Source organism: Agathobaculum massiliense (assembly GCF_900291975.1).
Taxonomy (GTDB): Bacteria; Bacillota; Clostridia; order Oscillospirales; family Butyricicoccaceae; genus Agathobaculum; species Agathobaculum ammoniilyticum.
Map to the genome: position 1 here is coordinate 1,358,186 of NZ_OMPN01000001.1, position 11,353 is coordinate 1,369,538.

The window sequence follows — 11,353 nt, forward strand, 5'->3', positions numbered from 1 at the left end:
TGCTCACTCCTTCCGTCCGCGGATGCGGGCGCCTCTTTCTGTAATTTCCGTCACCACGCCCGAAATACTGGCGTGAATCTGTGCGGACAGGCCTTCCGCCGCCTGCGCCAGCACTTCGCCCCGCTCGACTGTGTCGCCGGCCTGCTTGACCGAATGCGCCGGCTTGCCGATATGCTGGGAGAACGGCAGGAATACCTCATCCGGCGTAAGAGTCCGGCAGTCGTGCGCGTGCAGACCGTAATACGCCGACAGCCCCAGCCGGCTGACCAGGCGGTCGGTCGGCGTATGGCGCTGATCGACCTCGGCTCGCGCCTGCGGCGCGCTGTCCCGCGGCACCTGAAGTCCCTTTTCCCGCAGCCAGCGCTTGACGTATTGGTTGACCTTGCGCGGCGAAAGCTGCATCGGGCAGGCGAACATTTCGCATACGCCGCAGTCGCAGCAGTTGGCTGCCTCGCCGAAAATACGGACGTATGCCGCGTCGTCCGTTACCCCCTGCTCACGCCACAGGTTGCGCATAATCAGGTGCGGCCGAATGGCGTGGCCGATCAGGTATCGCGGACACAGGTCGGTACACATCCGGCACTGGATGCAGGCGCTGCGCGCCTGGTGACGGATTGTTTCCAGCGGCGTCGCGGCCCGCCGGAACAGATAGTGGTCACGCGGCAGCACAATGATGTTGCCCGTGGTCTTGGTTACGACCGCGCCGCGTATTTCGTCCGCGCCGGTCAACTGCCTGCCCATCATCGGCCCGCCGAGGATCAGCGCATAGTCCGCGAGCTGCGGCTCGGCCGCGCGCACGCAGTCGATGACCGGCGTCCCGATCGGTACATGCAGCATAACCGGCTCTTTCACCTCGCCCACGACCGACAGGTATTTATCCACCACCGGCCGTCCCTGCAGCGCGTCGTAAATATTGAGCATGGTGCCGACGTTGTCCACCACGCAGCCGACATCAAGCGGCAGGCCGCGCTCGGGGACCGAGCGTCCGGTCACCTGCTGCACCATGGTCTGTTCGTCGCCCGCCGGATAGAACGTACCCATCCGGAAGATCTCGACCGGCGCGGCCGCCGCGCGGATCGCCTCGGACAGCGCGCCGATCTCCTGTTCGTATTTGCCTTTCAGGGCAATGACCGCGCGGCCTGCGCCCAAATGCTCTTTGACCGCCAGCACCGCCTGGATGATCTGCGGCGCACAGGTGCGGCAAAGGTATTTATCCGTCTCGATCAGCGGCTCGCACTCGGCCGCGTTGACGATCAGGCACTCCGCCTTGGCGTCCAGCTTGACATGCGTCGGGAATCCGGCGCCGCCCGCGCCGACGATGCCGGCCGCCTTGATGGTTTCGGTCAGATTCATGGTTTCACCGCTTCCCTTTCCTCCAGAATACCGGGGTCGAACTCCTGATCGTCCACAATGCCGACCACGGTCGCGTCCACCGGCACCGACATATCGCCCGCCGCGCTGCGTGCCGAGCTTCCGCCGACGATGATGACCGTCTCCCCCATGCCCGCGCCGATCATATCGGCGGCCACGATGGGCGCGCGGTCCGGCGAGCCGTCCAGGATGTTGACCGGCTGCACGATCAGCAGCTTATAGCCCGCCAGCCGTTCCTCCTTGCGGGTGGCCCAGATATTCCCGATCACTTTGGCAATTTTCATATGGTTCCCCTCCTGTCGGGCATACGTTGGCGCGCCGGCGGCTCAGCCCGCGCCGCGGTTTTCAGTCCTGCCCCTTGATAATCGTGATGCCTCTGCCCGCCGCCAGGTCTTTGGCCAGCGCCGTGATGATACAGCCCGCGCCCACGCGGATGCAGGCAACGCCCTGCTTTTCCGCGTCGATCAGGTCGCGCTCGGTCAGCACCCGCTTGGCCAGCGTCTTTTCCTTTGCGTTGGACGCCTCCGCAGGCGGCACCTGTAATTTCGCCGCGGGCTGCTTTTCGGTCAGCAACTGCCCGACATCGGTCTGCGTGCAGAGAACCGCGCCGCTTGCCTGCAAAAAGTCCAGCTTTTGCTGCAGCATCTTATAGTACACCGCTGGTGCCGACTCCCGATACCGGTACAGCTCCACCCCCTCCGCGAGGATATAGACCTTTTTCCCCGCGAGGATGGCCTGCACCGCCAAACGGGTAAAGGCGCAGTCTCCCACGCCGGAAGCGATCCGGTCCAGCGCGCCGCAGCTCAGGTCGCCGAGCAGCACCGCATCGTAATCCGCCAGCTCCACGTCATACTCGCGCTGCAGGGCGCAGTCCACCCGCCATTTCCGGCGGACCGCCTCGCTCTCCAGCACGCTGTGACAGGCCGTGCCGTGCGCCTGTGTCAGGATCAGCAGGCCCTGCTTGCTCTCAGACGGGTCTGCCTGCTCCGCTCCCTCCAGCTCATGCAGTCTTGCCGTGACCCGCCGCACGATTTCCTCGACCAGCTCTGTTCGCTCCATGGCTCCCCTCCTTTCCGCTTATCACTTACAGTTCATGGCAATCCCTGCGGGCGTCACCAGAAACGGGTCGGCAGGCTTTACCGTCCGGATGCCCGTTTCCCGCGCAAAGACCTCTTCGATTCCGGTCAGGCAACAGGTGCCGCCGCACAGGTAGAGTGTTTCCGTTTCTGTTTTATCGACATATCGTTTTACGATCGCCGCCATTTTTTCCACAACGGGTCTGACCACGGGAAAGATCTCCTTATGACGCGCGTAGTCCTGCTTGATGGACTCAGCCTCCGCGAAAGGGATATGATAGTTGCCCGCCAGCACCAGGGTCAGATGCGTGCCGCCGGTCGGCTCATCCTCGATGCGGACCACCTTTCCCTCCCGCAGGACGGCCAGGCCGGTCGTGCCGCCGCCGATATCCACCACCACGCCGTTGTCGATCTGGTAGACCGCGTTCGCAGCGGTCGGCTCATCCAGCACGGCGGTCACTTCAAACCCCGCGCCCTCGGCCACATACTGATGTGTCCGCGCGCTCGACTCCGTCCCCGCCGGCATGGCGATGGCGCACCGTTCCAGCTCCCTGCCAAGCCGCTGCTCCAGTCTGCGCTTCAGCTCGCGCACGATCTGCAGCGCGCCGAGGTAATCGACCACCACGCCGTCCCGCAGCACCGAGGCCGCCTGCTTTTCGCACGCCACAGGATTATCCGCCCCGTCCAGCACGACCAGCACGATATAGGCCGTACCCAGGTCCAGCCCCACCTTCATTTCTCCGTCAGCCGGCGGAAAGGTGGTATGCTCCGACGCGCTCACGCGGGCCATATAGTCGTTAACGCGCTCCATATCCATCATTTGTTCCAGCGCTCCTTCCGTTTTCCGCTATGCCCCATATTGTCCGGCCAGATAACGGCACATCATAATGTGCAGCGCGCTGGACATACGGTTTAGTTCTTCGATCAGATCCTCTCTGGTGCATTTCGCGCCCTCGCGAAACGCCAGCGCCGCCGCGACCTCGGTCTCCCGCACCGCGGCGCGCAGGCTGTTGAGCAGGGCGAAATCGCGCCCCATGGTATACTCGGGCAGCGTCATCGCCTTGACGCCGAAAAAGCGCTGCGGGTCGTGCGACTGCTCCCGCAGGCCGGCGTGTGTCAGTCCGATCAGCGTTTCCATGGTGAACGGCTCATCGAGCACGTCGCAACGCATCACCTCGCGCAGCGCGTGCAGCAGGTCGTTCAGGTCCTCCAGCAGCTTTTCGCTGCCTCCGCGTCCGCTGATCTCGGTCTGCGCCAGCACGACAGACGCCTGCAGCGCGTCCAGCCTGCCCCGAAACAGGATGCGCGGATGGCTTTTCTGTACCAGTAGGTTGCCCGCGAGGTGCGTCATATGCTCGGGCTTTTCCGCGTAAAACGCGCCGGTCTCATAGTCAACGAACCTCGCCGCTGCCGTCGGCACAGCCGCGGGCGCCGCCAGCGCGTTTACCACCCCTGCCGAGCAGGGGCTGGCTTTCCCCTGCCGCTCCTCCGGCACAATCTTGATTTTGCGCGTCTGAAGATACTCGCGCGCTGCCGGCGTCAGCTTCTGCCCCCTGGGTACCACATAGCTCTCCGGCTCGATCGCGTGCAGCTCATGCCGCAGCGCTGTCTCCGTGATATATTTCAAACGCTTCACCTCCTCAAGGCGGATGGGCTTCTGCCGTACCGCCGCGCCTTATTTGTCCAGAGTCGGCAGGATGTACTCCACTTCCTCATGCGGCCGCGGGATCACATGTACCGAGATCAGATCGCCCACTCGCTCCGCTGCCGCCGCGCCCGCGTCGGTCGCGGCCTTGACCGCGCCCACATCCCCGCGCACCATCACGGTCACCAGGCCGCCGCCAACGTGTACCTTGCCGATCAGCGTTACGTTTGCCGCCTTTACCATTGCATCGGCCGCCTCCACGGATGCGACCAGTCCCTTTGTCTCGATCATGCCGAGTGCCTGCATATTTGCCATGTTACCTTACTCCTTTTCTGTCGTTTTCCGCTTTTTACTGCTTATCCAGCGAGGGCAGAATATACTCCACCTCTTCGTGCGGCCGCGGGATCACATGTACCGAGATCAGATCGCCCACTCGCTCCGCTGCCGCCGCGCCCGCGTCGGTCGCGGCCTTGACCGCGCCCACGTCCCCGCGCACCATCACGGTCACCAGGCCGCCGCCGACATGTACCTTGCCGATCAGCGTTACGTTTGCCGCCTTTACCATTGCGTCGGCCGCTTCCACGGATGCGACCAGTCCCTTTGTTTCGATCATGCCGAGTGCCTGTGTCGTCGTTGCCATAATCAATTCCTCCTAAGCTTTATTGAATGGTTGATGAACCTGTTTACGCCTTTTTCATCCGGCTGACGACCATGCGGACGATCGCCTCCAGATCGGTCTCACTGATCCCGCCGCCCGTGCTCTGGCAGATGCCGTCGCTGCAGTCGGGCGCGCCCTGCCGGATATCGTCCAGCTCCCGAAGACCGTAGGCCACCTTGCGGGTATTGAGCAGCTGCATGGGGCCGACGTTTTCGCTCGTCGCCGAGTCGCCCACCGCGCCGCAGCCCAGCGTCAGCGCGGGCATGAGCGCCGTGGAGGCGCCGATACCGCCCAGCGCGGACGCGGTATTGACGATCACGCGGGAAACCGGCACGCGCTTTGCAAAATAATCGACCATCTGCTCGTCCTTGGTATGCATGGAGAACGTATGGCCCGCGCCCTCGTAGCGCAGGATCGTGCAAACCTTTTCACACACGTCCCGATAGTCCTTTCCGGTATAGAACGCAAGGATCGGCCCGAGCTTTTCATTGGAGTACGGATGGCCGCGGCCCACGCCGTCCTCACGGGCGACCAGCACGCGCGCCGACACCGGCACCCGATCCAGGCCGGCCAGCTTGGCAATGGTTTCCACGCTGCGGCCGACGATCTCCGGATTCATCGTGCCGTTGGCGCGGAGAATGAATTTGCCGAGCTTGGCGCGCTCCGCGTCGTCGAGGAAGTAGGCGCCCTGCTTTTCCATTTCGGCCTGCACCGCAGCCGCCATATCCTCGTCGCAGATAATGGACTGCTCGGAGGCGCAGATCGTACCCCAGTCAAAGGTCTTGGAATCCAGGATGCGCTTGACCGCGAGCGGCAGGTCGCAGGTCTTTTCCAGATAGGCCGGACCGTTGCCCGGCCCCACGCCGATCGCCGGCGTGCCGGAGGAATAGGCCGCGCGCACCATGGCCGAACCGCCGGTCGCCAAAATCAAAGCAACGTCGCGGTGGCGCATAAGGTTATCGGTGGCCTCCATGGTGGGAATCGTGATACAGGAGACCAGGTTCTCGTTCCCGCCCGCCTCGGAAATCGCCTGGCGGATGACCTTGACCGTCTCCATGATGCAGCGCAGTGCGGTCGGATGCGGGGAAAACACGATCGCGTTGCCCGCCTTGATCGCGATTTCGGACTTGTACAGCGCGGTGGACGTGGGATTGGTTGAGGGGATCAGACCCGCGATCACGCCCACCGGCACGGCGATGGTGCGCGTTTTATTGACCTCGTCGCGTTCAAGCTCGCCCACGGTTTTCATATCCTTGATGTATTCGTACACGCCGCGGCTGCCGAACACGTTTTTGATGACCTTGTCCTCGACCTTGCCGAAGCCGGTGTCCTCATTGGCCATTTCCGCCAGGCGCCGCGCGTTGCGCACGCCCGCGTCCGCAATGGCGCGGACAATGCGGTCCACCTGCTCCTGGGTCATGCCGGCCAGCTCCTGCTGGGCTTTTTTGGCCGCGCCGACCAGTTCACGGACCTCCTGCATGGACAGTAAATCCTTGTCATATAGCTGCATGATTCAACTCTCCTTTATCCGCGGATGCTTCCGCTTGAATTTCATTTGCCCTGATCGCGGAACGCCCGAATCGCCGCGATCAGCTGCTCCTTTTTGGCAAATCGGATATCGCGCCGCGTCATGCTGGTCAGCCCCAGCTCCCGCGCGGCGGTGCGCAGGCTGGCGACCGACATGCCCGCCAGCGTCTCGTCATCCGGCGCCCCTTCGCATACCCGCGTCGGGACGGGCTCCTGCGCGCGCCGAGGCGAGGCGCGGACCGGCGCCGCGGGCGGCGGGGACAGGATCGTTTCCACTTCCTCATGCGGCCGCGGGATCACATGCACGGCGACCAGCTCCCCGACCCGCTCGGCCGCCGCCGCACCCGCATCCACCGCAGCCTTGACCGCGGCCACCTCGCCGCGCACCATGACCGTCACCAGACCGCCGCCGACATGCTCCTTGCAGGCCAGCGTGACCTCGGCGGCCTTTACCATTGCGTCAGCAGCCTCTACCGAAGCTACCAGGCCGCGCGTCTCGATCATTCCCAACGCTCTCACCGGCCGTCACCTCCGTTGCGCGCCGCGCCGTTCACAGGCTGTCCCCCGCAATGCATTCGGTGGGATGCTCCGCCACAAACTCGACCGCGTCGGCAAATGCTTCGCACGCTGCCTTGCAGGCGGCCTGGCTGCCTGTCAGCAGGCCGCCGCCGAAGTTCGTCTCGCTCGGCGGAGCGTACAGCACGCACATGTGTACGTCAGCCGCTTTGAGCGCGGCGTCCAGACCGTACACCGCCTCCAACGGCGGCGCGATCAGGTACGCCAGTGCCTCGCCCTCCGCAATGCCCGCGCCCTCGGACAAATACGAACCGGTGCGCGAAATACAATGCGCATAGTAGACGATATCGCCCTCGTCGTTTGCGGAAACAAAATGGCATACGTTCTCAATCATATCAACACAGGCGTCCAGACCGGCCTTGGCCTCCGCCGGATTGGGCGCGGCCAGGATGCCGATAATCTCGCCTGCCAGGCGCGTGCTCGCGTGGTCCGCGCCCGCATAGCAGCTTTTGGCGTATACCACGCGGCAGACCGCTTTTTTGGTCGCTTCATCCAGCGCGGTATAGGTCACGTCGTCGTTGTCCGCCGTGATCAGCGCGAGCGACCGCTCCTCCGGCCGCAGCGACAACTGTTCGGCGAGGTCGGGCGCAACGTTTGGGATCAGCTTTGTCGCCAGCACCCTCGCCTGAATGGGATCTCTTTTCATAGGTAAGCTCCTCCCTGCCTGTTACAGCTTCAAATCCGTACCGCTGGCCTTTTTCTCCAGCATCAGCTTGATAATATCGGCAATGTGCGCGCCTGCCTCGGCAGGGTTGGTGCCGCTTCTGTGGATATTGGAAAGTACGGTGCGCCGCGCCTCCGGCATGCCCACCGTCGCCCGATAGGCAATATAGGCGGACATGGATTCCGCGGTGATCAGGCCGGGCCGCTCGCCGATCAGCACGCAGGTGACCTCGGCGCCGAGCAATTCGGACACCTCATCCATCACGCCGACACGGCCGTATCGCACGAAAAACGGCGTACCCACGTCTATTTTATAGTTCTGCAGGCCTTGCAGCAGCGCGGGCAGCAGATCCGGAATATTGGCCGACACCGCCGCGGAGGAAAGCCCGTCGGAAACATATATCTGAACCGTGGGATGGGCCCTGCACCGCTCGCGGATGGTATCCGCTGCCGCCTTGCTGAGCCTGCGCCCCAGGTCGGGCCTCGTCAAATAGGTATCCTTGCTGTCGCACTGGCTCTGCACAAGGAACACTCCCTGCGAGGCAATAAACGCCTCGTCCACATCGCTAAAAACCGCGTCCTGCGCCGCTGAATGCGCCGCGCGGAATTCCAACTGCGGCAGCGTTTTATAGCGCGCGCCCGCTTTGCCGATGCCGAGACGGCAGGGCGCGTTCCGCTTGAGGTCCGCATACGCCTCGCCATGCTCCGGCTGTTCTACCAGATACTGCTCCCTTATGTCGATCTCCGTGATGTCGGGCAGGCAGCCCGCCTCCCCCGCCGTCTCCGGCATCCGGATATCGGGAGCCGCCGGCTCTGTCCGGGCGGCGGGCGTCGGAGCCGGCTTTTCCGGCGGCCGTTCGTCCTGCGCAAGCTCCGCGACCACCTGTTCGATGATGCGTGTCAATGTAGCTTCGTCCAACACTCTCACTTCCTCTCCTACTTCGCCAAAAAGACCGAGGCGTCGCCCGCCCTGGGCGTCAACTTTCCGTTCTCCGAAAAGCCCATTTTTTCCAGCCAGCGGTCAAATTCCGGAATGGGCCGCAGGCCGAAGACCTCGCGCAGCGCGGGGATCTCATGATAGCCCGTACACTGGTACATCAGCATGCAGTCGTCGCCCTCCGGAATAGACATCAGGTAAGTACAGCCGGCGGCCACCAGCAGCGTGGCCAGGTTCTCGATATCGTTCTGGTCGGTCTTCATGTGGTTGGTGTAGCAGGCGTCGCAGCCCATGGGTACGCCGGTCAGCTTGCCCATGAAGTGATCCTCCAGCCCCGCGCGCGTGACCTGCCTGGCATCATACAGGTATTCCGGCCCGATAAAGCCGACCACCGTATTGACCAGGAACGGCTGGTACCGCCTGGCAAAGCCGTAGCAGCGCGCCTCCATCGTCACCTGATCCCAGCCGTTGTGCGCCTCGGAGGATAGTTCCGAGCCCTGTCCGGTTTCGAAATACATAACGTTGGGGCCGGTGCAGGTGCCGCGGCTGAGCATGGTCGCGCGCCCCTCCTCCAGCATTGCCGCAGTCAGGCCGAACGCCTCGTTCCCCTTCTGGCTGCCCGCGATCGACTGGAACATCAGATCGAGCGGCGCGCCCAGTTTATCTGCCGCGGCGACCTGGGTGGTAACATGCGCCAGCACACAGATCTGCGTCGGTATCTCCCATTTATTCTTGAACTCGTCGAACATCTTGAGGATGCGGGCGACCGATTCCACCGAATCGTCCACCGGATTCAGCCCCAGCACCGCATCGCCGCAGCCGTAAGAGAAGCCCTCCATCGCGGAGGCCAGGATGCCTTTCGGGTCGTCGGTCGTATGGTTGGGCTGCAGGCGGGAGGAAAACGTCCCCGGCAGGCCGATCGTAGTGTTGCAATGCGCGGTCACTTGGATCTTTTTGGCCGCGTAAATCAGGTCCAGATTGCTCATCAGCTTGCATACGCCCGCGACGATCTCGGACGTGATGCCGCGCGACGCGCGGCGGACCATTTCGCTTGTGGTATTGCCGTCGAGCAGCCACTCGCGGAACTCCGCGACCGTCATATTCCGGAACTCGCGGAAAATTGTTTCGTTCACATCGTCCTGTATGATGCGGGTGACCTCGTCCTCCTCATAGGGGACGGCCGGCGCGTTGCGCAGATCGTTCAGCGTCAGGTTTGCCAGGACTACCTTGGCCGCCACCCGTTCCTCGGCCGTCTCGGCCGCGATGCCGGCCAGCCTGTCGCCCGATTTTTCCTCGTTGGCCTTGGCCATCACCTCGCAGATGCTCTTGAATTCATAGACATGCCCGAACAGCTTTGTTTTCAGGATCACATCGTTTCACCTCTCCCTGCTTGTTATGAATTGAAGATCAGCGTCTTGACCACGACAGGCACCACATGCCCGTCCGCGACCGGCGCGCCGATATCCACATAATCGCCGTCCTGCGTCCGTATCCCGTCGATGCAGATGACGTCCTTGCGGAAGTCCAGCCGCACGTTGAGCGCATTTCCCAACACCTTGCCAATATCGGCCTCCACCACCAGGATCAGCGGGTTCCCGCCCGCGATGCTCTCCGCCGCCCCGTCCGTTACCGCTGCGGCCAGCTTTTGGATGGCGGCGAAGCTGGTATAGGACCTGCCGCTGAACGCGATCGCGACCTGTTCGATCCGTCCCTCCGGCTGGTACATCGGCATTTGACGCCGGATGGCGTCGCGCAGCGTTTCCGGCGCGGCCTCGTCCTCCTCGGATACACGGAGCACAGGTACATTTTTGACCGGCAGGCGTCCCCGCGCATAATGGATGGTGCTGCCGCTGACCTCGGTCGTATGCGTCCCCGCGCCGACCACGGTGGCGCGGATGGTTTCCGCCGGCCGGAACAGCCGCAGCCCGCCGAGATCCGCGTTTCCCCGAATCGCCTGTCCGAGCAGCACGCCCACATCGCCGTACCGGAACACATCCCCCTCCGGCGGCGTATAAATGCAGTCCGCCACGCCGCCCGAGTAGGTGACCGCCCGCGCACGCGCTGCTTCGGGCAGCGGCTTCCCGCCGTTAGTATACAGTCCGGCGTGCTGCCCATCCGGCGGCCGGCGGGACAACGCCTGCGCGAGCTGGTCGGCCATCAGGCCGCATACCCGCCGCAGCATCTCCACATCTGCCGCATCTCCAGCCCGCAGCGCGATGCCGTGCGCACGGGCCAGCGCCTCAATCTTATGATAGACATAGGCGATCCGGCCATGCTCCACGCGGATCAGCCGCCCGCCGATATCCAGACAGCAGACGCCGGCCAGCTTCCCTTTATCGAATACCGCAATGTTGGTCGTTCCGCCGCCGACATCCAGGTTGGCTACAGCCGTGCGCGCCTCCTCAGAAAGCCGGTCGGCGCCCGCTCCCCGCGCGGACAGCACGGATTCCAGATCCGGTCCGGCCGTGGCGACCACAAAATCGCCCGCAAGGCTTGCCAGCGCCTCCAGAACCTCGTTCGCGTTCTGCTTGCGCGCCGTCTCGCCGGTAATGATGACCGCGCCGGTCCTGACATCAGCCGGACGGATACCCGCTGCGGCGTATTCCTTCCGCACGATTTCCTTGACCGCCTCCGCGTCGATCTCCGTCCCCGACCGCAGCGGCGTAAAGTATATCCCGCTGCGGTGGACGACCTCTTTTTTCACGATCTGGATGCGCGGCGCGGTATAACTGCTCGCCCGGTTCTCGATCGTCAATCTGCTAAATATCAGTTGTGTGGTGGATGTCCCGATATCCACGCCCACGCTGCATATCTCCTCGTGCATGGCGCGCCTCCGATCTTGCAAAATATACTTTCATCAAAAAAGTCCGGATACACAGACTGATAGCCTGTATATCCGG

The 11,353-nt window shown here is 63.4% G+C and carries 12 protein-coding genes and 1 pseudogene; all 13 read right to left on the bottom strand.

Annotation, left to right across the window (positions count from 1 at the left end; all coding sequences use genetic code 11):
* Window positions 1-3: 3 nt before the first annotated feature.
* A complete protein-coding gene (locus tag DBQ51_RS07030; RefSeq protein ID WP_107631111.1) occupies window positions 4-1,353 on the bottom strand; it encodes a 4Fe-4S dicluster domain-containing protein in 1,350 nt (449 codons plus the stop codon).
* Window positions 1,350-1,655, bottom strand: coding sequence for a EutN/CcmL family microcompartment protein (locus DBQ51_RS07035; RefSeq protein ID WP_107631112.1), 306 nt, complete (start codon window positions 1,653-1,655; stop codon window positions 1,350-1,352). Before DBQ51_RS07035 ends, DBQ51_RS07030 begins: the two co-directional genes overlap by 4 nt.
* A gap of 61 nt (window positions 1,656-1,716) precedes the next feature.
* Window positions 1,717-2,430, bottom strand: coding sequence for a hypothetical protein (locus DBQ51_RS07040; protein WP_054327932.1), 714 nt, complete (start codon window positions 2,428-2,430; stop codon window positions 1,717-1,719).
* Between the two features lie 21 nt (window positions 2,431-2,451).
* Window positions 2,452-3,267: an ethanolamine utilization protein EutJ gene (gene eutJ / locus DBQ51_RS07045; protein WP_107631113.1), complete on the bottom strand. Its 816-nt coding sequence runs from the start codon at window positions 3,265-3,267 to the stop codon at window positions 2,452-2,454.
* Between the two features lie 27 nt (window positions 3,268-3,294).
* A complete protein-coding gene (locus tag DBQ51_RS07050; protein ID WP_242977853.1) occupies window positions 3,295-4,083 on the bottom strand; it encodes an ATP-binding protein in 789 nt (262 codons plus the stop codon).
* Between the two features lie 39 nt (window positions 4,084-4,122).
* Window positions 4,123-4,407 (bottom strand): BMC domain-containing protein, encoded by a 285-nt coding sequence (locus tag DBQ51_RS07055; protein WP_054327934.1) that lies wholly within the window; start codon window positions 4,405-4,407, stop codon window positions 4,123-4,125.
* A gap of 34 nt (window positions 4,408-4,441) precedes the next feature.
* Window positions 4,442-4,732 carry a BMC domain-containing protein gene (locus DBQ51_RS07060; protein WP_054327935.1) on the bottom strand — a complete coding sequence of 97 codons (291 nt, stop codon included), beginning with the start codon at window positions 4,730-4,732 and terminating at the stop codon, window positions 4,442-4,444.
* Window positions 4,733-4,775: 43 nt separating this feature from the next.
* A complete protein-coding gene (locus DBQ51_RS07065) occupies window positions 4,776-6,260 on the bottom strand; it encodes an acetaldehyde dehydrogenase (acetylating) (RefSeq protein WP_107631114.1) in 1,485 nt (494 codons plus the stop codon).
* Window positions 6,261-6,538: 278 nt separating this feature from the next.
* Window positions 6,539-6,781 (bottom strand): annotated as a pseudogene (locus DBQ51_RS17565) (BMC domain-containing protein); the annotation flags it as partial.
* A gap of 46 nt (window positions 6,782-6,827) precedes the next feature.
* Complete coding sequence (gene eutL, locus DBQ51_RS07075) at window positions 6,828-7,499, bottom strand: ethanolamine utilization microcompartment protein EutL (RefSeq protein WP_054327937.1); 672 nt, start codon at window positions 7,497-7,499, stop codon at window positions 6,828-6,830.
* Between the two features lie 21 nt (window positions 7,500-7,520).
* Window positions 7,521-8,435, bottom strand: coding sequence for an ethanolamine ammonia-lyase subunit EutC (gene eutC / locus DBQ51_RS07080; RefSeq protein ID WP_107631116.1), 915 nt, complete (start codon window positions 8,433-8,435; stop codon window positions 7,521-7,523).
* 17 nt (window positions 8,436-8,452) lie between these two features.
* A complete protein-coding gene (locus DBQ51_RS07085) occupies window positions 8,453-9,823 on the bottom strand; it encodes an ethanolamine ammonia-lyase subunit EutB (RefSeq protein ID WP_107631117.1) in 1,371 nt (456 codons plus the stop codon).
* A gap of 23 nt (window positions 9,824-9,846) precedes the next feature.
* Window positions 9,847-11,277, bottom strand: a complete 1,431-nt coding sequence (gene eutA, locus DBQ51_RS07090) for an ethanolamine ammonia-lyase reactivating factor EutA (RefSeq protein ID WP_107631118.1) — start codon at window positions 11,275-11,277, stop codon at window positions 9,847-9,849.
* Window positions 11,278-11,353 lie beyond the last annotated feature (76 nt).